Annotated in this window: 16 protein-coding genes; 4 read left to right on the top strand and 12 right to left on the bottom strand. The window is 60.1% G+C overall.

The window, feature by feature from the left end; genetic code table 11:
* Window positions 1-147: 147 nt before the first annotated feature.
* The 3 genes from I5961_RS14270 to I5961_RS14260 form a co-directional block, all read right to left on the bottom strand.
* Complete coding sequence (locus I5961_RS14270) at window positions 148-1677, bottom strand: ArnT family glycosyltransferase (protein WP_227232610.1); 1530 nt, start codon at window positions 1675-1677, stop codon at window positions 148-150.
* Window positions 1674-3383 (bottom strand): lipid IV(A) 4-amino-4-deoxy-L-arabinosyltransferase, encoded by a 1710-nt coding sequence (gene arnT, locus I5961_RS14265; protein ID WP_227232609.1) that lies wholly within the window; start codon window positions 3381-3383, stop codon window positions 1674-1676. Before arnT ends, I5961_RS14270 begins: the two co-directional genes overlap by 4 nt.
* A 279-nt stretch (window positions 3384-3662) precedes the next feature.
* Window positions 3663-4316, bottom strand: coding sequence for a histidine phosphatase family protein (locus I5961_RS14260; RefSeq protein WP_227235599.1), 654 nt, complete (start codon window positions 4314-4316; stop codon window positions 3663-3665).
* A gap of 327 nt (window positions 4317-4643) precedes the next feature.
* On the opposite strand from I5961_RS14260, the gene I5961_RS14255 reads away from it, so the two are divergent.
* On the top strand, window positions 4644-5957 hold the full coding sequence (locus I5961_RS14255; RefSeq protein WP_227232608.1) for a sensor histidine kinase: 1314 nt from the start codon (window positions 4644-4646) through the stop codon (window positions 5955-5957).
* On the opposite strand, the gene I5961_RS14250 is transcribed toward I5961_RS14255, so the two are convergent.
* The 5 genes from I5961_RS14250 to I5961_RS14230 all read right to left on the bottom strand — a co-directional run bounded on the left by I5961_RS14250 (window position 5915) and on the right by I5961_RS14230 (window position 12158).
* Window positions 5915-6466 (bottom strand): membrane integrity-associated transporter subunit PqiC, encoded by a 552-nt coding sequence (locus I5961_RS14250; RefSeq protein WP_227232607.1) that lies wholly within the window; start codon window positions 6464-6466, stop codon window positions 5915-5917. The genes I5961_RS14255 and I5961_RS14250 overlap by 43 nt on opposite strands.
* 16 nt (window positions 6467-6482) lie before the next feature.
* Window positions 6483-8138, bottom strand: coding sequence for an intermembrane transport protein PqiB (locus tag I5961_RS14245; protein WP_085696099.1), 1656 nt, complete (start codon window positions 8136-8138; stop codon window positions 6483-6485).
* A gap of 99 nt (window positions 8139-8237) precedes the next feature.
* A complete protein-coding gene (locus I5961_RS14240) occupies window positions 8238-9539 on the bottom strand; it encodes an NAD(P)/FAD-dependent oxidoreductase (RefSeq protein ID WP_227232606.1) in 1302 nt (433 codons plus the stop codon).
* The gene (locus tag I5961_RS14235) at window positions 9536-10624 is read right to left on the bottom strand and encodes a polyamine ABC transporter substrate-binding protein (RefSeq protein ID WP_227232605.1); all 1089 of its coding nucleotides are present in this window, start codon (window positions 10622-10624) and stop codon (window positions 9536-9538) included. Before I5961_RS14235 ends, I5961_RS14240 begins: the two co-directional genes overlap by 4 nt.
* A 175-nt stretch (window positions 10625-10799) precedes the next feature.
* Window positions 10800-12158 (bottom strand): glutamine synthetase family protein, encoded by a 1359-nt coding sequence (locus tag I5961_RS14230; RefSeq protein WP_085696443.1) that lies wholly within the window; start codon window positions 12156-12158, stop codon window positions 10800-10802.
* Window positions 12159-12320: 162 nt separating this feature from the next.
* Between I5961_RS14230 and I5961_RS14225 the strand changes: the two genes are divergently transcribed.
* The gene (locus I5961_RS14225) at window positions 12321-13229 is read left to right on the top strand and encodes a helix-turn-helix domain-containing protein (protein WP_085702045.1); all 909 of its coding nucleotides are present in this window, start codon (window positions 12321-12323) and stop codon (window positions 13227-13229) included.
* Window positions 13230-13239: 10 nt separating this feature from the next.
* Here the strand turns inward: I5961_RS14225 and tspO are convergent, their stop codons facing one another.
* From tspO to I5961_RS14205, 4 genes are all read right to left on the bottom strand, one after another.
* Window positions 13240-13686 (bottom strand): tryptophan-rich sensory protein TspO, encoded by a 447-nt coding sequence (gene tspO, locus I5961_RS14220; RefSeq protein ID WP_227235598.1) that lies wholly within the window; start codon window positions 13684-13686, stop codon window positions 13240-13242.
* Between the two features lie 58 nt (window positions 13687-13744).
* Window positions 13745-15919: a hybrid sensor histidine kinase/response regulator gene (locus I5961_RS14215; protein WP_085696103.1), complete on the bottom strand. Its 2175-nt coding sequence runs from the start codon at window positions 15917-15919 to the stop codon at window positions 13745-13747.
* Between the two features lie 161 nt (window positions 15920-16080).
* The gene (locus I5961_RS14210) at window positions 16081-17619 is read right to left on the bottom strand and encodes a cryptochrome/photolyase family protein (RefSeq protein ID WP_227232604.1); all 1539 of its coding nucleotides are present in this window, start codon (window positions 17617-17619) and stop codon (window positions 16081-16083) included.
* Between the two features lie 25 nt (window positions 17620-17644).
* On the bottom strand, window positions 17645-18187 hold the full coding sequence (locus I5961_RS14205; RefSeq protein ID WP_085696105.1) for a DUF3833 domain-containing protein: 543 nt from the start codon (window positions 18185-18187) through the stop codon (window positions 17645-17647).
* Between the two features lie 444 nt (window positions 18188-18631).
* On the opposite strand from I5961_RS14205, the gene I5961_RS14200 reads away from it, so the two are divergent.
* Both I5961_RS14200 and I5961_RS14195 read left to right on the top strand, forming a co-directional pair.
* Complete coding sequence (locus tag I5961_RS14200) at window positions 18632-20179, top strand: AMP-binding protein (protein WP_227232603.1); 1548 nt, start codon at window positions 18632-18634, stop codon at window positions 20177-20179.
* Between the two features lie 14 nt (window positions 20180-20193).
* Window positions 20194-21357 carry an acyl-CoA dehydrogenase family protein gene (locus I5961_RS14195; protein ID WP_227232602.1) on the top strand — a complete coding sequence of 388 codons (1164 nt, stop codon included), beginning with the start codon at window positions 20194-20196 and terminating at the stop codon, window positions 21355-21357.
* The last annotated feature ends 94 nt before the right edge of the window (window positions 21358-21451 follow it).

Below are 21451 nucleotides of genomic sequence, written 5' to 3'. Positions count from 1 at the left end.
GTTTCAATGCGAATGATTTGCATATGTTGGCTGGCAATGTAGAGAAGCAAATGAGAAAAAATCGTCAAACCAACCGTTTATACATGTCATTGCCATTCAGGTTAGCAGTCACTTGGCGGGGACGCCGGGCGAACCCGGCGCTGTCTTTCAGAAACGTTGGGGGAGGTAGGCCACGCTTTGATCTTCCCGGCCGTGGAACAACTGTTCGCCGCGCGTGGGCGTGGTGGTGATGACTTGATAGTCGCGGCTGAGGTGATTCAGCGGAATGGGATCGCCGGTGCGGTATTGGGCGACAAAAAGGGTCCGTTGCGGATCCCAGTGCTGGCCGCTGGTGCGTTCCAGCCAGGCGAACATGGCAGCGGTATCGCCGTCGCGGGGGAAATCCCGGTTTTCCGGTACGTAGTAGAACGGTGCACCGCCCGTCTGCAGGTACAAGGGGACTTTGTTGTCGACGTCGACCATGACCAGGCGCCATTGGCTCAACGGTGCGCGTTGGCTGGCTTGCAGAAGGACGGTTTCGCCGAAACGGATTACACCGCCTCCGCTGTTGGTCCACGGGTAAAGCACACCGAGTATGCCGAGCAGCAGGGCAGTAGCCACGCCGAAAGCGATTTTCAGGCCACGCCCGTCGAACGGGCCTGCGCCATTTCGAGCCGCCGCGCGCCGGGTGATCCACCACGCCCCGAGCAGTTGCGCGAACGGCACCAGTGGCAGCACGTAATAACTGCGTCGGCTGCCGCTGGCCGTGAAGAACAGCATTAATAATCCCAGCCCCTGAATCAGCCAGCGGGTGTCCGGCTCGATGTGTTTCCAGTTCCGCGCCGCGACCCACAAGGCAACGATCCAGCACGGCGCCCAGGGCAGGGTATAAATCGGCAGGTACAGTAAATAGGTGTAGATCGGGCCGATATTGTCGAATGGCTGGAAAAACCGCACGACGTTTTCCCGCAATACCAGCCCAAGGCCGCTTTGCCCGTAATTCGGCGCGCCGTAGAGGTGGGACAGCAGGAACGGCGTCATGTAGAACACCCCGGCAATCAGCAGCGCGGCGAGCAGTCTCAGATTGAGATGACGCTTCCAGCGACCGTTATTCAACAGGTGCGGCAGCAGCACCAGCCCCGGCAGGATAAAGCCGATCAGCCCCTTGAACAGTGAGGTCAGGGCCAGCAAACAGCAGAACACCACGTAACGCGAAAAACGGGTGTCCTCCGGCCCGCGCCAATACCACCAGACCGCTGCCAGCACCCCGCACACGGTCAGAATGTCGGCCGTGGCGACCCGTGCCCAGAACACGAAATAGAAGGTGGTTGCCAGCATCCACCCGGCGATCAGCCCCGTGCCCTTGCGAAATAACTGCTCGCCCAGCCGATACACCAGCCAAACGCTCAACCACGCGGACAGCACCGAAGGCAGACGCAGCGACCAGTGATCCAGGCCACCGGTCAACCCTGCGGTTGCGGTGATCAGCCAGTACGACAGCAACGGCTTGTCGTAATAGGGATCGCCCTTGAGGTACGGATCGAAGTAATCGCCGCTTTGCAGCATCTGCAACGCGATGTTGGCCCAGCGGGTTTCCGCGCCCCACAGTTCGCGGCTGCCCAGGCCCAGCAGCAACATCAGGGCGCTGGCGGCCAGCAGGAGCAGCAGGGCGGTGCGGTCATTGTTGCGCACCGTCATGGCTGACCCTGCGCAAAGATGAAAATGTGCAGATTGCCGCGCCGATAATGCTTGCCGTCCACCGGCAGCCGTTCTACTTCCTGCTCTTCCTGAGTGCTGTTGACGCGCAACACCACACCGACGGCGCCTTTTTTTCGCGCGTCGGTCATCCACTGGTCGACGCTGTCCAGGGTGACTTTGCGTGCCGACATGGCCGGGTCTTCGAGGCCGTATTTCAATTCGCCGATGGTGTTGAACAGGTCCACTTGCGGGCGTTTCAGGCGCCACGCCAGCGCCGAGGCCGCGCCCAGATCGTTGCTCAGCAGGGACGCGGTTTCACTCAGTTCCCGTTGATGCTCGGCAATGAACTGATCGGGCATCTTGCTGTTGACGATCTGCGCCGGCATGGCCGCAGGCAGCAATGCTACGAGCAGTCCGATACCCAACGCCGGCATTGCCCACAACGTCAGTGGCCGCAGCACTTGCAAGGCGTTGGCGATGATCCAGCCCATCACCACGATATAAGCCAGCGACAGGCTGAACATCTCGGTGTTTTCGTAGATTTCTTTCCTGGCCTGAAGATAGAGCAGGGCCACCAACGCAACACTGGCAAGCACCGTGTTGATCACACCGTTCAGGCGCAGGATCCGGCCATTGCGTTGATCCTGCCACCAGACCACGGTTTGCCCCATCAACAGCGCGACGGGCAGCAGGCACGGCATGATGTACGTAGGAAGTTTGCCGCTGCTCAGACTGAAAAAGGCCAGTGGCAGCAGGAACCACAGTGTCAGGTACGCAATTTTTGCCTCACCCCTTTCGCGCCACATGCGCAGCAAGCTCGAAGGAAGCAGCAGCGCCCACGGCAGGGTTGAGGCAAACAGCAAAGGCAGGTAGAACCACCACGGACGGGCATGTTGCGCGTCGTCTCCGGCGGCAAAGCGACGGATGTGTTCGTGCCAGAAGAAGAACCGCCAGAAGTCCGGTTCCCGGTAATGGACTGCCAATACCCAAGGCAGGCTGACGAGGGCGCAGACCGCCATAGCGACCAGTCCGTAACGCACCAGCTCACCGAACCGTCGTTGCCAGACCATGTAGGGCAGGGCGATCAGCACCGGCAACAGCAGGGCGAGGAAGCCTTTGGTCATCAGGCCCATGCCACATGCGACGCCGAGCAGGACCCAGCCACCCAGGCGAGCGCGGGGCGTGCGGCTGTCGATGGCAAACCACGCAGCCACCATGCTCAGGTTGACCCACAAGGTGAATTGCGGATCGAGATTGGCATAGCCAGCTTGACCTGCGATCAGCCCGAAACTCATGTACAGCAGGGCGCTCGCGAGGCTGATTCGAGGGTTGTTCCAGAGTCGACGGGCCAGCAGATAAGTCAGCCAGACACTGACTCCGGTACTCAGCGCCGAAGCAATGCGTACGCCAAACAGGTTGTCACCGAAAATCGCCTGGCCGATGGCAATCAACCAGTAGCCGGCAATCGGTTTCTCGAAATAACGGATGCCCATGAAATGCGGGGCTACCCAATTGCCACTCAGCAGCATTTCCTGGCTGATCTGGCCGTAGCGGGTTTCATCGGGGATCCACAGGCCGTGGTTCATCAACGGCAGCAGGTAAAACACCACGAACGCGAGAATCAGGCCGGGAATGGCCCAGCGTTCGATTGTTGTTGCCGGGGACAAGAGGGCGGTGTGTCGCAGCGGGTTGTTCTCAGACGTCATGACAAAGCCTTGGTACCGTACGAAATTCTGATGTCGATGACCTGCCCGGCGTGTTCCTGAACGAGCGTGTCATCGTGCTGAATGAATGCAGGTGTCGGGGCATTTCCTGTATCCAGAGAACTGCCGTACCTCCAGGCCGAAGTTCTCGCAATACAGCAAAGCCTGAAAAAAACAGCTGTCCAGTAAATCGGGGGCAGATACACCGCTTATTACAATTTAATGAAGTCTGCTTTGTTTGATTGAATACAACTCGGAACTGTCAATTAGCTGTCCAAGGCGTTAATCACTATTGAGTTGAGACCAGGCCTCGGCATCCAGAATACCCAGCACTTTAAGTTGCCCCTTGGCATCAAGGCGAACAAACAGCGTGCTTCCATAATCAGCGGCGATCGCGTGAGGGAAACCGGTCTGTTTTTCAAAGTCGCTGATACAGCCGCTGTGGGTGATCAGCACCAGATTGCGTTGCGCAACTTTGTGCGCCACCACCTCGTTACGCAGCGACGGACCGCAGGATTCAAGCCAGGTCTGGGCAGTAGCGTCCTGCCCGAACATGGCACGCGCCGTTTGCACGGTCCGGGTCAGCGGGCTGGTCAACACCTGCGCCTGCTGCATGCCCAGCCTCGCAAAACCCTTGCCCACCCGCGCAGCCGAGTCATTGCCTACCTGAGTGATACCGTCTTCCGGGCCCAGACAAACATGGTCGGAGCGGTCGCAACGTTCAGCATGGCGCACCAGCGCCACGACTTCGCCCGCCTGCCAGGCGTTGGTCCAATCAGCTCTTGAGGCCTTCCCCGCATGGCCCAGATCAATGGGCGAGCGGGTTACCCAGACGAAGCCGCTGACCAGTGCAATCGCTACCCCTGCACCGATAACCGTCAGCAGTTTTCCAGGTCGCAATATTCGACGTTGTTTATAGACTGCTGTTAACAGCATCTGTCGCTCCACGCCATGCCCCTTAACTTCGCAGGCGCGAGTGGCCTGCGATTTGATCAACTTTATGGTTGCGTACTTGAATGCTGGCTGAATGTTGGAGCTGTTCACGTTGGGCCGCAGTGAAGAACATGTGAAAAATTTGCGAGAGTTGAAAGTGTGCAATTAATCAAGTTTCTGATAACCAGACTCAAATACGCTTTTTTTACCGGGCTGGCTTAACAACTGTTGCTGTTTGAGGTGAAGCTGAATCTGTTCGGTCACATCTACTGAGTACACACCTGATGTTGACCGCTGAGTCTGACAACAGAGGTGGAGTCCTCCAGCCGAATGGATTTCAAGCAAAGCCTGACGAAACGGATCGTCATCGTATTCGCCTCGATGAGTGCGCTGGTGGCCGGCGTATTTGCGCTGGGAATCGTTGCCACCGTGCATGTGGTGGAACACAAGTTGACCGCCACGACCTTGATGGGCGGTCTACATCGTTTGCTGGCTATGGATGACATCAGTCGCTGGAGCCATCGACCGGAAAAGAGCGAGCTGTTTTTCTTCGAAGGCGGGCCGGGTGCCATGGCGCTGGTTCCGTCACTGGCGTCTCTGTCACCGGGGTTTCAGGAGGTCATGTTCGAGGGTGACGGTTTTTTCGCCATGGTCGAGATGGTGGGTGGACGCAAATACGTGCTGTTGCGTGATCAGGAGAGTCTCGAGCAGCGTGAGCGTCTGTTGTTTATTGTGGTCGCGGTGGGATTCATTCTGAGCATTCTGCTTGCGATTGTGCTGGGCCGATTGCTGGCACGGCGCGTGATGGCCCCGGTCATTCGGCTGGCACGCCAGGTTCGTCACCGCGACCAGCTGCTGGTGCTGGCGCCGCCCCTGCATCCGGACTACGCGGCGGACGAGGTCGGGGAACTGGCGCTCTCGTTCGATCAGACACTGGGCCGGCTGCGCGAAACGCTGAGCCGTGAAAAGCTCTTTACCAGCGACGTGAGCCATGAGCTTCGCACACCGTTGATGGTGCTCGGCGGCGCCTGCGAATTACTGCTCGCCAATCCGTCGCTCGATGCGCGTTCGGCCGCGCAGGTCAACCGTATCGCCCGGGCCAGCCATGAAATGCGTCAGCTGGTGGACACCTTCCTCATGCTCGCCCGCTCGCAGGAAGATACCGGTGGTGACATTTGCGTCACGCTTGAGGAGGTTGCGCGGGTCCAAGGTGAAATCTGGGGTCGGCTGATCCGCGAAAAAGGGCTCGATTTTTTCTGCGACATCAACCCGGCCGGCGCGGCTCGCTACAACCAGACCTTCTTGCAGTCAGTAATGGGCAACCTGCTGCGAAATGCCTGGCATTACACCGATCAGGGTTTTGTCAGGCTGAGCGTCGGGGAAAACGGTTTTGTGGTCGAAGACAGCGGCATCGGTATTCCGGAGGAGCAGCGACAAGCGATGTTTCAGCCGTTCGTGCGCGGTGACGAGCGTCGAGGAGAGGGGCTAGGACTGGGATTGTCACTGGTGCAGCGGATCTGCAACCGGGAGCACTGGCAAGTCCGGCTCACCACGCGCGAGCCCCACGGTTGTCGTTTTGCCGTCTCGCTGAGCCCGGTTCCTCAAGAGGACGGTGGACAGCCGCGCGAAGTGCCCGCTGCCTGACTGATCAGCGCAGCCAGACGCTTGACGTTGTTCTGCTGGGCCACCACCAGATCGTCGATGGTCGGTCCGGACGGGGTTTGCAGCAGCGAACGGCAGGCGAGCAGGACATCGTCCCCGGGGTTGGCCTGGCGCAGGCGCCATTTGACGTCGATCAGCCCGTATTGCCCGGGAATCGAATCGAAGCGTTGCACATCGATGCGCACGGACGTTTTGCGCACGCCGCCGGCATTGCTCAGTTGATCCACCAGCGCGCTGCGCAATTCATCACTGAGGCTCGCGGCCCACCATTCGGTCTCAAGAATCGCCAGGCCGCTGTTGCCCTGGCGGATCACGATTTGCGGCCGGTCGACCTGCGGCGGCACGCTGATGCTTTCGATGGCGATCTCCGAATCAGCGCGGCCGGCCACCGGTTGCGTCGGCGTCAGTGTATGAAAGCTGATCGGGGCGCTGCTGCACGCGCCGAGCAACAAGCTGATCGCGAGCACGGTGAACTTCAGCTTTAAAGCCATGGGACAGCTCCTGTGCTCAGTTGCGCGGCGGCCCTTTGAGGTCCAGTGGCGCGGCGTTGTCGGGGCGGCCGCGAATCAACGATTCCGGATGACGGCCCAGATAATCGGACAGCTCACGCAGCGAACGGGACATGCGCCCGAGCTCGTCGAGGGTCTGGCTCAGTTGTTCGCGTTGCGGTGAATCTTCGGCCAGGGTCGAACTGGCCGATTGCAAGGTCTTGCTCACGTCGGCGAGGGTGTTCTGCACGCCGGGCAGGGTCTTGGCGTTGAACTGGGTCAGGCCTTTGCGCAATTCCACGAGGTTGCTGTCGAGGTTGCCGGCAATCCGTTCCACCGGCAGCTTGTTGAGTTTGTCGACCATCGCTTCGAGTTTTTCCTGCAACTGTTCGAGGCTGCCGGGGACGGTCGGAACGCTGACCGGGCGGGCAGTGGGGTCAAACGCGACTTTTTCGGCTTTGGGGAAGAAGTCCAGGGCAATGTACAACTGGCCGGTCAGCAGGTTGCCGCTACGGGCCTGGGCGCGCAGACCGTTGTCGATGAAGGTGCCGATCAGGCGCACGGCCGCCGCTTCGTCGTCCGGATTGTGCTCGAGTGCCTTGAGCATCTTGATATGAGCCTGGCCGAGGCGTGCCGGGTAGATCACGATGCCGACGTTGAGCGGGAAGCTGCGTTTTTTCGCGTCGAAATCGAGGTTGACGCTGACCACCCGGCCGATCTCGATGCCGAGAAATTCCACCGGCGCATCGACTTTCAGCCCGCGCAGCGCCTGGTCGAAACGCAAACTCAGGTACTGCGCCTTGCCGTTGGGCGGGGCGAGGGCGGTTTGCTGATCGTCGAACAGGTCATAGGTTTTTTCTTCGGCGGCAGCGACATCGTTGGGGCTGTACTCCGGCGCGCGAAAGGCGATGCCGCCGACCAGCAAGGTCGACAACGATTCGGTTTTCACCGCAAAGCCGTTGGCGCCGACGTTGACGTCAATGCCGCTGGCGTTCCAGAACCGGGTGTTTTCGGTGACAAAAGCATCGTTTGGCGCGTGGATGAACACCTCGATGTTCACCCCTTTGCCATCGGCGTCCAGTGCGTAGGCCACCACCTGACCGACTGGAATCTTGCGGTAATAGACCGGCGAGCCGATGTCCAGCGAGCCGAGGTCCGAGGCGTGCAGGTTGAAGCGCTTGCCCGGTTCGCCGTAGGTGATCGGCGGCGGGTTTTCCAGGCCTTTGAAGTGTTTTGCGCGCGAGTTGGACTGACCGATGTCGGCGCCGATGTAGTCACCGGACAGCAACGTGTCGATGCCCGAGACACCGCCCGCACCAATGCGCGGGCGCACCACCCAGAACTGTGAGTCTGCGCGGGTAAAGGTTTCGGCTTGCTTGGCCAGTTTGATCGTGGCGTTGACGTGTTTCTGGTCGTTGCTCAGCTCGACATCCGTGACCTGGCCGATCACCACGTTGCGGTATTTGACCTCGGTCTTGTTGGCGGTCAGGCCGCTGCCGGTCTTGAAAGTGACGATGATGCTGGGGCCTTCCTGCATCAGGTTGTGCACTACCAGCGAAATGCCCACCAGCACCGCGATGATCGGCACGATCCACACCAGCGAAATGCTGAAACGGCGGGTCTTGACCGACGCCTGGCCGGGCGCTCGCGGTTGATCGGCGGCTGACGACTCCATCCATGACCTCCAGAGTGTATCGGGCACTGAGCGTCAGGAACGCCAAAGCACTTCATCAATATAGAAGTGCTTCGCGATAGAGCAAATGTGCAGGACGCCTTATCCCAACAACTCTCGCAGGCGATACCAGAACATGCCCAGTGCCAGCAATGGCGAGCGCAGCGCCGGACCGCCGGGGAAGGTCATGTGCGGTACGTGGCTGAACACGTCCATGCCCTGACTGTGACCGGCGTGGATCGCCTCACCCAACAGCTTGGCGCACCAGTGGGTAACGTTCAGACCGTGGCCGGAATAGCCCTGGGCGTAGAACACGTTCGGCTGTTGCTTGAGTCGACCGACCTGCGGGAAACGGTTGGCGGTGATGCCGATCTTGCCGCCCCACTGGTAGTCGATGCGTACGTCCGCCAGTTGCGGGAAGACCTTGAGCATCTTCGGGCGCATGTAGGCGGCGATGTCCGCCGGGTCCCGTCCCGAATAATGGCAGGCGCCGCCGAACAGCAAGCGGCGGTCCGCCGAGAGCCGGTAGTAGTCGAGGCCGACTTTCTGGTCGCACAGCGCCAGGTTCTGCGGAATCAGTTCGGCGGCGCGCGCCGCCGACAGCGGTTCGGTGGCGATGATGTAACTGCCGGCGGGCAGCACCTTGCCACTGAGTTGCTGTTCGAGTTCGTCCAGGTGCGCGTTGCAGCCGAGCACCAGGCTGCCAGCGCGCACGGTGCCGCTCTGAGTGCGAACCTGAACGGTCGAGCCGTGGACGATTTTCAGCACCGGGCTCTGCTCGAAAATCCGCACCCCGAGGGTGGCTGCCAGCCGCGCTTCGCCCTGCACCAGATCCAATGGGTGCAAGTGGCCTGAGCCCATGTCGATCAGGCCGCCCTTGTAGACACCCGCGTTCACCACTTGCTGACGAATCAGCTCAGGGGCAACCAGCCGCGTTTCATGGCGATAACCCAGCTGCGCGAGACTGTCCTGCTCGGCCTTGAAGGCGTCGAACTGCGCCGGCGTGTTGGCCAGCTCACAGAAGCCCCAGCGCAGGTCGCACTCGATGGCGTTGTCGGTGATGCGCTGGCGCACCAGCTCCACCGAGTCGATCCCGGCCCGGTGCAGGTAGCGCACGCCTTCGCTGCCGACATGCCGTGAGAAACCTTCGACGTCATGACCGATCCCGCGAATCAATTGCCCGCCATTGCGCCCGCTGGCGCCCCAGCCGATGCGCCGGGCTTCGAGCAGGATCACCGAGAGCCCGCGCTGCGCCAGTTCAATGGCCGTGTTGACGCCGGTGAAACCGCCGCCGATCACGCAGACATCGGCGATCAGGTCATCCGCCAGTTCCGGATAGGGTGTGCTGGCACGGGCCGACGCGGCGTAATAGGAGAGGGCGTGTTCCTGGGTGTACTGATTCATTTGTTCGACTTCACTTTGCTCCAGGACCGGGTCATCAGACGCATGATCGACTGAGGCGGGGTAGAGGAGATATAGAGCTTGTCGAGGACTTCCTGGGACGGATAGACCTCGGGATTGTTGACCAGCTCGGCATCCATGTATTGCTTGGCCGCCGGGTTCGGGTTGGCGTAGCCGACCGAGGCGCTGACCTTGGCGATCACTTGCGGGTCGAGCAGGTAATTGATGAAGGCGTGGGCTTCCTTGGTGTTGCCGGCATCGGCAGGAATCGCCAGCAGGTCGAACCACAGGTTCGCGCCTTCCTTGGGAATCGAGTAAGCGATGTTCACGCCGTTCTTGGCTTCCTTGGCGCGGTTGGCGGCCTGGAACACGTCGCCGGAGTAACCGAAGGCCACGCAGATGTCGCCGTTGGCCAGGTCGGACACGTATTTCGAGGAATGGAAATAAGTGATGTACGGCCGGATGCTCAGCAGTTTCTCTTCAGCCTTCTTGTAGTCTTCGGGTTTTTCGCTGCGCGGGTCCATGCCCATGTAGTTGAGGATGGCCGGGAACACTTCATCGGCCGAGTCCATCATCGACACGCCGCACTGGGTGAGTTTCTTCAGGTTCTCCGGTTCGAACAGCACGGCCCAGGAATCGATGTGATCGATGCCCAGCACTTGCTTGACCTTGTCGACGTTGTAGCCGATGCCGTTGGTGCCCCACAGGTATGGCACCGAGTGCTCGTTGCCCGGATCGTTTTTCTCAAGCAGGGCCAGCAGTTTCGGGTCGAGGTTTTTCCAGTTCGGCAGCTGCGAGCGATCCAGTTTGAGGAACGCACCGGCCTTGACCTGACGGGCGAGGAAGTGGTTGGACGGCACCACTACGTCGTACCCGGTACGGCCGGCGAGCAGTTTGCCTTCAAGGGTTTCATTGGAGTCGAAGACGTCGTAGATCACCTTGATTCCGCTGGTGGACTGGAAGTCGGCGAGGGTGGTTTCGCCGATGTAATCGGTCCAGTTGTAGACGCTGACCTGGGGTTGGGCGATGGCTCCGGCACTGCACGCCAGGGCCAGAGCGGCGGGGATCAAGGATTTCAACAGACGCATATCGACACCTCTTCGAATTATTGGATTTTTCAGGCGACTCTTGCTGATCGTTCCCACGCTCCGCGTGGGAATGCAGCCCGGGACGCTCTGCGTCCCAAAGCGGACGCTGAGCGTCCATTGAGGCATTCCCACGCAGAGCGTGGGAACGATCGTGGGTTGGTTTTTGTTGTTTTAATCAGACGCTCAGCAACAGGAACTCCCGCTCCCAGGAGCTGATCACGCGCTTGAAGTTTTCATGCTCGGCGCGTTTCACCGCGACGTAGCCGCGTACGAATTTGCTGCCCAGGTATTGCGCGACGGTGTCGCACTCTTCCATTTGGGTCAGGGCTTCTTCGATGGTGATCGGCAAGCGCAGGTTGCGACGCTCGTAAGCCCGGCCTTCGACGGCAGCGCTCGGCTCGACGCCTTCGACCATGCCGATGTAACCGCACAGCAGGCTCGCCGCGATCGCCAGGTACGGGTTGGCGTCAGCACCCGGCAAACGGTTTTCAACCCGCATCGCCTCAGGCCCGGAGGTCGGCACCCGCAGGCCGACGGTGCGGTTTTCTTCGCCCCACTCGACGTTGACCGGCGCCGAAGTGTCCGGCAGGAAGCGGCGGAACGAGTTCACGTTCGGCGCGAACATCGGCAGCACCTTCGGGATGTATTTCTGCAGGCCGCCGATGTGGTGGCGGAACAGGTCGCTCATGCTGCCGTCGGCATTGGCGAAAATCGGTTGGCCGCTGGCGATCTCGACCACGCTCTGATGCAGGTGCATGGCGCTGCCGGGCTCGTCGCCGATCGGCTTGGCCATGAAGGTTGCGGTCACGTTGTGCTTGAGCGCGGCTTCACGCAGGGTGCGCTTGAACACGGTGATCTGGTCGGCCAGATCCAGCGCATCGCCGTGACGAAAGTTGATTTCCATCTGCGCCGGGCCGTCTTCGTGGATCAGCGTGTCCAGGTCCAGGCCTTGCAGTTCACACCAGTCGTAAACGTCTTCGAACAGTGGATCGAATTCGTTGGCGGCATCGATGGAGAACGACTGACGACCACTCTCGGCACGACCGGAACGGCCCAGCGGTGCCTTCAACGGCAAGTCCGGGTCTTCGCAGCGCTGGGTCAGGTAGAACTCCATTTCCGGCGCCACGATCGGCTTCCAGCCTTTGTCGGTGTACAGCTGAAGGACTTTCTTGAGCACGTTGCGCGGCGACAGTTCGATCGGGTTGCCGAACTTGTCGAAGGTGTCGTGGATGACGATGGCGGTCGGCTCGATGGCCCACGGAATCACGTACACCGCGTCGCTCACCGGCTTGCAGACCATGTCGATGTCGGCCGGATCGAGCAGATCGTAGTAGACGTCGTCGTCGACAAAATCCCCGGTTACCGTTTGCAGCAGCACACTTTCCGGCAGGCGCATGCCTCGCTCATGCAGGAACTTGTTGGTCGGTGCGATCTTGCCGCGGGCGATGCCGGTCAGGTCGCTGACCACGCATTCCACTTCGGTAATCTTGTGATCTTTCAGCCATGTGAACAGCTGATCGAAAGGGGCATTCATAAAGACCTCGTCGTTGGTTTTGTTGACGCGGGGGAAAAGCGATTTCATCTTTCGCAGGCTTCCCCTGTGGCGCGTTGACGACTATCTTGGGCGGGCCTTGACGTTCCATCTATCCACTTTCAGCAGCACCAAAGCGCACCAAAAGAGTGCGCAAGGTCTCCCATGACGACGTGTAATCCGCTACAGGTTCAAGCTTTCAACACCGCCGATGTCACCGAACAGATCCGCGCCACGCCGGGTTGGGTTCAGCATTACCAGCAGATGTCGCCGGGGCATTTCGCCGGGCAGATCCGTTATCTGGATTTGCAGGGTGTGGAGGTCTACGAGGAACAGATGAACACCCGGGTCGAGCAGAATTTCAGCGCGCCGGAAGGCTCGCTGGCGTTCTGTTTCGATCGCAGCGACAACGCGCTTTATCTGCTCAATGAAGAGAGCCGCAACATCTGGATCACTCCGGAGAACTACCAGGAGATCGCCGTGGTGTTCGGCCCGCAATTCGTCCAGCGCAATGGGTTGGACATGGCCAGACTGGAAGGTCTGTTCATGGCGCCGCTCAATGGCGCGCAGAACGGATTGTTCAGTCGCTGGTTAAGCTCGACACTCACGAAGTTGTCGCAAACCCTTGATCAACCAAGCAAAGAAGCGCTGACCCAGCAGTTGCTGGAGGACTGCCTGTTCATCCTCGACAACGCGAGCGTGTGCCTGGACGGCGGTGGTTTGCAGCGTCGCGCCGAAGAACGAATCACCCTCAAGCGCGTGGGCGAGTGGGCGGCAGATTCACCGGAGCAAACCCTGAATCTGCTGGAACTGTCGCGGGTCGCCGGAGTTTCCCTGCGCCAGTTGCAGCAGACGTTCAAGGCGTACACGGGGATGTCGCCGAGCCATTGGCTGCGTTTGCGCAGGCTCAACAGTGCCCGGCGAGAATTGCTCAAACGCTCGCCGGCAGATACGACAGTGGCAGAAGTCGCGATGAACTGGTCGTTCTGGCATTTGGGCCGCTTTTCAAGCAGTTACCGGGCGATGTTCAAGGAGTTGCCGAGCGAGACCTTGAAGCGCTCGTCGTCTTTGTGACGGGCACACACTACCTCACCCGGTTATTGCGCATGATCGAGAAGTTCAGCGCCGCGGCGACACACAGCCAGGCCAGATAAGGGAACAGGATCAACCCGGTGATGACATCCAGGCGCAAGGCCAGGACCACCATCACGGCGACGACCAGCCACAACAGTACGAGAATGATCATCGCGGCAACGATCCGCTGGGCACCGAAAAACACCGGTGTCCACAGCGTGTTCAGGGCAATCTGCGCCGCCCATAACGCCAACACCATTTCGCTGCCGGGAATCAGGGTCAAGCGGAAGCCAACCCAGGCCAGCAGCAGGTAGATCGTCGTCCATGCCACCGGAAACACCCAGTTGGGCGGGGTGAACTTCGGTTTGTCGAGCTGCGCGTACCATTGGCCTGGCTTGAAAACCATGCCGGTGGTTGCGGCCGCGCCGCAGGCGATCAGGAAAATCAGGAAAGTCACCATTTCATACTCCTTGGCCGCAGCCCGTCTGCCTGGTTTGTTCCGCCGCAGCGGTCGTTCATTCGGATCTTGAGCACATCAGTTCACTGACCCGCGCCACCAGCGTGTCGATCGCGAAGGGCTTGGTCAGCACCTGCATGCCGGGGCCCAGTTGACCGGCGCCGATCACTGCGTTCTCCGCGTAACCGGTAATGAAGAGGGTCGTCAGGTTCGGCCGGATCTCTCTGCCGGCGTCAGCCAATTGTCGGCCGTTCATGCCACCCGGCAGGCCGACGTCGGTGATCAGCAAGTCGATATGCACGTTCGATTGCAACACCTTCAGTCCTGCAACGCTGTCGCTTGCCTCAAGCAGGTTGTAGCCGAGATCGCCAAGCACTTCGGTCAGTAAGGCGCGCACCGTGGGTTCATCGTCCACCACCAGAATGGTCTCGCTGGCCTTGGGAACTACAGCCGGTGCGATGTGCTTGTCATCGAGACTGTGCACGGGGTCGCCGCAGTGACGCGGCAGGTAGATGCACATCGTGGTGCCCCGGTCGACCTGCGAGTGCACGCGCACCTGGCCGCCGGATTGCTTGGCGAAACCGTAGATCATCGACAGCCCGAGCCCCGTGCCCTGGCCCAGCGGCTTGGTGGTAAAGAACGGGTCGAAGGCCTTGGCGACCACATCCGCCGACATGCCGATGCCGGTATCGGTGACGCACAGACACACGTATTCACCTTCGGGAATGTCCAGCGCGGCGGCGGTCTCGGCATCCATGGTGCGATTGGCCGTTTCAATGGTAATGCGTCCGCCATCGGGCATCGCATCGCGGGCGTTGATGCACAGGTTGAGCAGCGCGTTTTCCAGTTGACTGGCATCCACCAGCGTCGGCCAGAGCTCCGGCGAGCCAATGGTTTCCAGAAAAATGCTCGGGCCCACGGTGCGCTGGATCAGTTCGGTCATGCCGGTCATCAGCATGTTGACGTCGGTAGGGCGCGGATCGAGGGTCTGGCGTCTGGAGAACGCCAGCAGGCGGTGGGTGAGGGCAGCAGCACGCTTGACCGCGCCCTGAGCGGTGACCATGTATTTGTCGACTTCGCTATACCGGCCCTGACTGATCCGCGTCCCCATCAATTCCAGCGCGCCAGAAACGCCGGCCAGCAAATTATTGAAGTCATGAGCCAGGCCCCCCGTCAGTTGGCCGACCGCCTCCATCTTCTGCGACTGACGCAGTTTTTCTTCCGCTTGCATCAACTCGGCGGTGCGCGATGACACCCGCTGTTCCAGTGTGTCGTTGAGCGCACGCAAGGCGGCGATAGCCCCGTCGCGCTCCGCCTCAACGGTGCGGCGTTCCTCGACGTCGATCAGGACGCCGGGGAAGCGTAGTGGTTTGTTGTCATCGGCACACTCAACGCGGCCGTTGGCTTCGATCCACTGGTATCTGCCGTCGGCGCGGCGCACGCGGTACTGATGGGAATAGGCGCCGCCGCGACCAATGGCTTCGTCGATCGCCGTGGTCAGCGCATCCCGATCGTCGGGGTGCACGCTGGTGATCACTTGTTCGAGGCTGAGGCCCTCGCGCCCCAGACTCGGGTCGAGGTTGAACACCTGGGCGAAGCCTTCGTCGACGGCAAAACGATCAGTCAGCAGGTCCCAATGCCAGGTGCCGATAATGGCACCGGCGGCGAGGGCAAGTTGCACGCGTTCGACGTTCTCTCGGGCGATCGCTTCACTGGCGCGCAAGCGCTCCTCGGCATCGCGTCGCTCGGTGACGTCGTTGAACAGGATCGCGATCTGCCGGTCGGCCGGATCGCCGACCCGCACGGCGCGCACATCGAACCAGCGTTCAAAGGTATTGGCGTAATTTTCGAAGTTCGCCGGTTCCCCGGTCTTGGCCACATGGCCGTAGGTTTCGAACCAGAAGCGTTCCAGATTGGGCGCGAATTCGGTGACCCATTTGCCGCGCAGGTTGACCCCGCACTGGCGCTCGAACGCCGGATTGGCCTCGACGAAGTAGTAGTCGACGGGATCGTCGTTGGCGTCGAATTTGACTTTGACGATGGCAAATGCCGATTCGATGGTTTCCAGAATGGTGCTGAAGCGTTCCTCACTGCGGGCGAGCGCAGCTCTACTGGCCTGCAGTTGGGCCGCCACATTTTGCTCAGTGTCGACTTCACTGCTCAGCAGCGCGGCGCGTAATCGCTTTACCTCGGACTCAAGTGCTTCGCGAGTAAGGTGTTTGAGGGTATCCATCTCACCTGCTTTGTTAGGTTTTTCAGGGGCCGGTTTCATGGGGCGGATAGGCCGGACTGGGACAGTGGTCATCGCAAAACGGTCAGGCTTGATTGCTGTTCATTCGTTGACAGGTGGCGCCGTCGTTAAGTTTCACCGATGGTTTCGGGCGAACACTGAGTTCAGATCGACTCCCCCTTGTCCAGGCGGGCCAACAGCCTCTCGCCGCGTTGCCACAGTGCCTCTTGCCTGGCCTGCGGCATGCGATCGAGGTTCTTGTACATCATGCTCATGCGCTGATTGCCCCGCAGCAGCTCGCCGTGGCGCATCAGGAAATGCCAGTACAGCGAATTGAACGGGCAGGCATTGTCAGCCGTGCTTTCGCTGACCTTGTACGCGCAATCGCGGCAGTAATCCGACATGCGATTGATGTACTGGCCGCTGGCGCAATAGGGTTTGGAACCGAGATAACTGCCATCGGCGTGCATGACCATGCCCAGTGTGTTAGGCAGCTCGACCCAGTCAAAGGCATCCATGTAGATCGCCAGATACCATTCGCAGATCTGGCTCGGTGCGATACCGGCGAGCAGGGCGAAATTGCCGGTGACCATCAGCCGCTGAATGTGATGCGCGTAGGCGTGCTGCAAGCTTTGCCCGATGGCGTGGCGCATGCAGTTCATCTGTGTATCGCCGGTCCAGTAGAACTCGGGCAGTGGCCGGGTGTTGCCGAACGAGTTGCCCAGCGCGTAGTCGGGCATTTTCAGCCAATACACGCCCCGCACATATTCACGCCAGCCGATCAGTTGCCGAATGAAGCCTTCGGCGGCGTTGAGCGCAACGCTGCCGGACCAGTACGCCGACTCCACGTCGCTGCACAGCTGCCGCAAGTCCAGCAGGCCGATATTGAGTGCTGCGCTGATGCGCGCATGAAACAGGAACGGCTCATCACTGGCCATGGCGTCCTGGTAATCGCCAAACCCGGCCAGACCGTAATCGAGAAAGTACGCCCACAGTGCCTGCGCATCGGCATGGGTGACGGGATAGTTGAAGTCATCGAGCGCGCCGTAGTGCTGGCTGAAACGCGCCTTGACCAGTGCCAGTACTTCGCTGGTGATGGCGTCGTTATGGAAGCGCGCGGGGTAGGGGGCTTTCACGCCTTTGGGCAGGGCCTTGCGATTCTCGGCATCGAAATTCCACGCGCCGCCCACTGGCGAACCGTCGCCATTGAGCAGCAAGCGGCTCTTGCGCCGCATCTCCCGGTAGAAAAACTCCATGCGCAGCTGTTTTTTGCCCTCGGCCCATGCAGCGAACTCTTCGCGACTGCACAGAAAACGCGTATCGGCGTGCCAGTGAATCGGCAAGCCGCATTCCTTCATCGAATGCTCCAGCCGCCAGTCGCCGCACTCGGTGACGTGCACTTCTTCGGCCTGCAACAGCGCTTGCCAGCGCTGTAACTCACCCGGCACCGAATTGCGGTTATCTGGATCATCCAGGGTGACATATTCAACACGTACACCCTGGTCTCGCAGCGCCTTGGCGAAGTGGCGCATGGCGCTGAAGATCAGGGCAATCTTCTGTGGATGGTGGGGCACATGGCTGGCTTCTTCCATGACTTCGACCAGCAACACCGTATCGCGCTCGGCATCGAGTGCCTGTAATGAAGCCAGGTCGAAGGACAACTGGTCGCCCAGTACCAGGCACAGACGGCGGGTTGCGTTCATTCAACTGGGCTCTGCGTTGTACGGATCATGGGCTTGCTTCTGTGCCCTGACGACGGAAGAACAAAGTCACCTGACCGACTTCCACGCCAAACTTGGACATGCTGGTGCGGTTGATCAACGTGTCCTCATCCATCAGGTACATCCAGTCGTCCATGCTCATTTCATAGGTCGAATCGTCGACCGGCAGGTTCAGGCGATAACGCCAGTGCAGGGCGTTCCCGGCAATCTGGCCCCGGGCAACGCCGACCACATCGCCGGCGCGACCGCTCCAGCGTCCCTGGCCCTCGGGTGTCAATGTCCATACGCGCTGCTGGCGAGTACCGTCGCTGTACAGGAAGCGCTCGTCGAGAATCAGGTTGTCGCCTTCGCGACGGCTGACGATCGTGACTTCGAAACGCTTGGTCACTTCGCCGCTGCGCTTCTGGAACATTCCCCAGGCCTTGACGGGCTGGCTGAAAAAACGGTGCAGATCCAGGGCTGGCTGTTGATCGGCATAACGATTGACATCCACGCCGGTGCAGCTTGCGATGCTGAGCATCAGTGTCAGTAACAGCAGTAATCGAGACATTGCCTTACTTCCTGATTGCGGAGGTACCGGGGGAAGTATTCGCCCCGCTTTCTTGTACGCCATGCATCGCACGTACAGGGTTGTGGCCATCAAATTTCGCTTTCTCGCGGCAGGAGGGCCCGTAAAAATAGGTTGGCAGCAAAAAATGTTGTACGCATAAGATCATTTTGTATAGGTATTAAACAAGATAGGCGGAAAAACACCACCTGACAATGAAGCGGCAATTTTTCGTGTGTATCCGAAGCCTCACATCACGACGTGAAGGCTTGGTTGAGTAGCGGGGACGGGACGGATATTGATCGTGACGCTCGTGAGGTCTTGCTCAACGGATCCATCGTGCTCCAGTCAAAAACGTTATAGCCCCCATCCGTAACTGTTATTACCGCCGTTGGGTTTGCGCTGTTTAGCATCGATCGGGTTTTTACTGTCGACGAGAACAACAACGTGAACCTCGGAAAAATAATTAGTCGAAGTGCCAAGTACTGGCCGCAGCATATGGCGGTCATTGATCACCGAAGCCGGCTTACATTTGCTCAGCTTGAGCGACGCACCAATCAGCTTGCTTCCAGCCTGCTGGAGAAGGGTATCCGCACCGGTGAGCATGTCGGCATTCTTGCGCCCAACCGAGTCGAGCTGGTGGAGGCCGAGGTGGCGTTCTACAAGGCTGGGCTGGTCAAGGTCCCGATCAACGCAAGGCTGTCGCTGGATGAAGTCGTTCAGATCCTCAACGATTCCTGCAGCGTGGCGCTGATCACCACGGCGGCATTCGCCGAAGCGCTGATCGCCCGACGTACCGAAGTGCCCGCACTGCGCTTGATCGTATCGCTGGACGAAGGTGGCGCCGACATCGATTACCCGACCTTGCTCAGCCAAGGCTGTGACAAGCCTGTCAGCTGTGATCTGCCTGACGACACCCTCGCCGTTTTGCATTACACCTCTGGCAGTTCCGGCGTGCTCAAGGCTGCCATGCTCAGCGTCGGCAACCGCAAGGCGCTGATCCGCAAGAGTATCGCCAGCCCCACGCGACGAGCAGTGCCGGGCGATGTCATGGCTCACGTCGGCCCGATCACCCATGCCAGCGGCATGCAGTTGATGCCGTTGCTGGCTGTCGGTGCCTGCAACCTGCTGCTGGAGCGTTACGACGATCGGCAGTTGCTGGAAAGCATTCAGCGCGAACGGGTAACGCGCCTGTTTCTGGTCCCTGCGATGATCAATCGGCTGGTGAATCTCCCAGACGTGTCACGGTATGACCTGAGCAGTCTGCGCCTGCTCATGTATGGCGCCGCGCCCATGGCACCGTCGTTGGTAAAACGCGCTATAGAGGTGTTCGGGCCGATTCTGGCGCAGGGTTACGGCGCGGGTGAAACCTGCTCGCTGGTGACCGTGCTGACCGAACAGGATCACTTGTGCGAGGACGGTGACTACCGGCGTCTGGGCTCGTGCGGGCGTTGTTATTTCGAGACAGACCTGCGGGTGGTCAATGATGGGTTCGACGATGTAAAGCCCGGTGAGATTGGCGAAATTGTCGTTAAGGGGCCAGACATCATGCAGGGCTACTGGCGGGCGCCACAGCTGACCGCGGAGGTGATGCGCGACGGTTACTACCTTACTGGCGACCTGGCGACGGTGGACGACGAGGGTTATGTATTCATCGTCGACCGCAAAAAGGAAATGATCATTTCCGGCGGCTTCAACGTCTACCCGACCGAGGTCGAACAGGTGCTTTACACCTTGCCGCAGGTCTTTGAGGCGGCGGTGGTCGGCGTCCCCGACGAGCAGTGGGGCGAAGCGGTGCACGCCGTCATCGTACTCAAGCCCGGCGCCGAGATCAGCGCAACCGAAATCATCGAGCATTGCGCCCGGATCCTGGCCGGCTTCAAGAAACCGCGCGGCGTGGATTTCGTCAGCGAGTTGCCGAAAAACCCCAACGGCAAGGTGGTCCGCCGCCTGATCCGCGATGCCTATTGGCAAAACAGCGAACGCCGCATCTGACCGAGGACATCATCATGTATCAACCAAGTGAAAAGGCGCGCGGCATTATCGAAGGCATCGAGGGCTTTGTACGCGAAGAAATCCGCCCGCTTGAACAGCGTGAAGGCCTCAGTTGGGCCGAACCGCATCCCCGCCAGGTATTGCAGCAGGTCTGGCAGCGTTCGTGCGAATTGGGTTACTACAACATCATGCTGCCCGAAGCCATCGGCGGCGCGGGGCTGAGCGTCGCCGATCTGTGTGCGGTGAAGGAGGCGACGGTGCTGACCGGTTCGATGCTGGCGCCACACATTCTGGGCGAACTGTCCGGTCCGCCGCGCATTGGTCATCTGTTCAAAGTCGCAAGTCCCGTGCAGGTCGAAACGATCCTGCAGCCCATCTGCAAAGCGCAGAAAACCGTGTGCTTCGCCCTCACTGAAAGCGAGGCCGGTTCTGATGCGGCGGCCATTCAGACCCGTGCGCGGCTGGAGGGTGACCATTACGTTCTCAACGGCGGCAAACGCTTCATTTCAGGCGCACCTTACGCCGACATTGCCGTGCTATTGGCGGTCACCGGACCGGGCACGGGAGCACAAAACATTTCGGCTTTTTTTGTCGACCTGAAAGCACCCGGCGTACGCATCGAAAGCGACTATTCGGTGATGTCCGGCGGCGGTGCGCATGGGGATATTTTTCTCGATGAAGTTCGCGTACCGGTGACCCATCGCATCGGCGAAGAGGGGCAGGGCTTCAAATTGGCGATGGGCCGCATTACCCTCAACCGCCTGCTCCATTGCCCGACGTTGCTGGGGCTGGCCGGTCTGGCGCTGAACCTGTCGATCGACTACGCGCGAACCCGCAAGCAGTTCGGTCAGCCGATCGCGATGTTCCAGTCGATCAATCACATGATCGCCGACATGGCCACCGAACTGCACGCTGCCCGAAGCATGGTGTACGCCACTGCGGCAGTAAATGACAGCGGTGGCGACATTCGTACCCAGGCACCGATGTGCAAGCTGTTCGTCTCGGAGACCGCGTTCCGGATCGCTGATCGTGCAGTGCAGATCCACGGCGGTGCCGGTCTGTTGCGCGGGCATCCCGTGGAGTGGATTTTCCGTGCGACGCGAATGATGCGCATCCTGACCGGAACCAGTGAAATCCAGCGCAACACCATCGCCAAAGGCGTGCTGATGCCCGCTTAGGGTCGCTTGCTGTACGTCCGGCCTTGCGGGCCGGACGCTCCGATAAAAACAATAACGAGAGATGACCATGACTCACACTGACAAACCTGCGCGT

Source organism: Pseudomonas sp. IAC-BECa141 (assembly GCF_020544405.1).
GTDB lineage: Bacteria > Pseudomonadota > Gammaproteobacteria > Pseudomonadales > Pseudomonadaceae > Aquipseudomonas.
The sequence above is the reverse complement of the archived record's forward strand: the minus strand, read 5'-3'. Positions and strand labels throughout refer to the sequence as shown.

What these genes read in the sequence shown, in the direction of transcription:
- I5961_RS14250 (WP_227232607.1), bottom strand. Translation starts at nt 6,466, where the DNA reads ATGGCTTTAAAGCTGAAGTTCACCGTGCTCGCGATCAGCTTGTTGCTC.
- I5961_RS14215 (WP_085696103.1), bottom strand. Translation starts at nt 15,919, where the DNA reads ATGGATACCCTCAAACACCTTACTCGCGAAGCACTTGAGTCCGAGGTA.
- I5961_RS14210 (WP_227232604.1), bottom strand. Translation starts at nt 17,619, where the DNA reads ATGAACGCAACCCGCCGTCTGTGCCTGGTACTGGGCGACCAGTTGTCC.
- I5961_RS14245 (WP_085696099.1), bottom strand. Translation starts at nt 8,138, where the DNA reads ATGGAGTCGTCAGCCGCCGATCAACCGCGAGCGCCCGGCCAGGCGTCG.
- I5961_RS14255 (WP_227232608.1), top strand. Translation starts at nt 4,644, where the DNA reads ATGGATTTCAAGCAAAGCCTGACGAAACGGATCGTCATCGTATTCGCC.
- I5961_RS14270 (WP_227232610.1), bottom strand. Translation starts at nt 1,677, where the DNA reads ATGACGGTGCGCAACAATGACCGCACCGCCCTGCTGCTCCTGCTGGCC.
- I5961_RS14240 (WP_227232606.1), bottom strand. Translation starts at nt 9,539, where the DNA reads ATGAATCAGTACACCCAGGAACACGCCCTCTCCTATTACGCCGCGTCG.
- arnT (WP_227232609.1), bottom strand. Translation starts at nt 3,383, where the DNA reads ATGACGTCTGAGAACAACCCGCTGCGACACACCGCCCTCTTGTCCCCG.
- I5961_RS14225 (WP_085702045.1), top strand. Translation starts at nt 12,321, where the DNA reads ATGACGACGTGTAATCCGCTACAGGTTCAAGCTTTCAACACCGCCGAT.
- I5961_RS14205 (WP_085696105.1), bottom strand. Translation starts at nt 18,187, where the DNA reads ATGTCTCGATTACTGCTGTTACTGACACTGATGCTCAGCATCGCAAGC.
- I5961_RS14230 (WP_085696443.1), bottom strand. Translation starts at nt 12,158, where the DNA reads ATGAATGCCCCTTTCGATCAGCTGTTCACATGGCTGAAAGATCACAAG.
- I5961_RS14235 (WP_227232605.1), bottom strand. Translation starts at nt 10,624, where the DNA reads ATGCGTCTGTTGAAATCCTTGATCCCCGCCGCTCTGGCCCTGGCGTGC.
- I5961_RS14195 (WP_227232602.1), top strand. Translation starts at nt 20,194, where the DNA reads ATGTATCAACCAAGTGAAAAGGCGCGCGGCATTATCGAAGGCATCGAG.
- I5961_RS14260 (WP_227235599.1), bottom strand. Translation starts at nt 4,316, where the DNA reads ATGCTGTTAACAGCAGTCTATAAACAACGTCGAATATTGCGACCTGGA.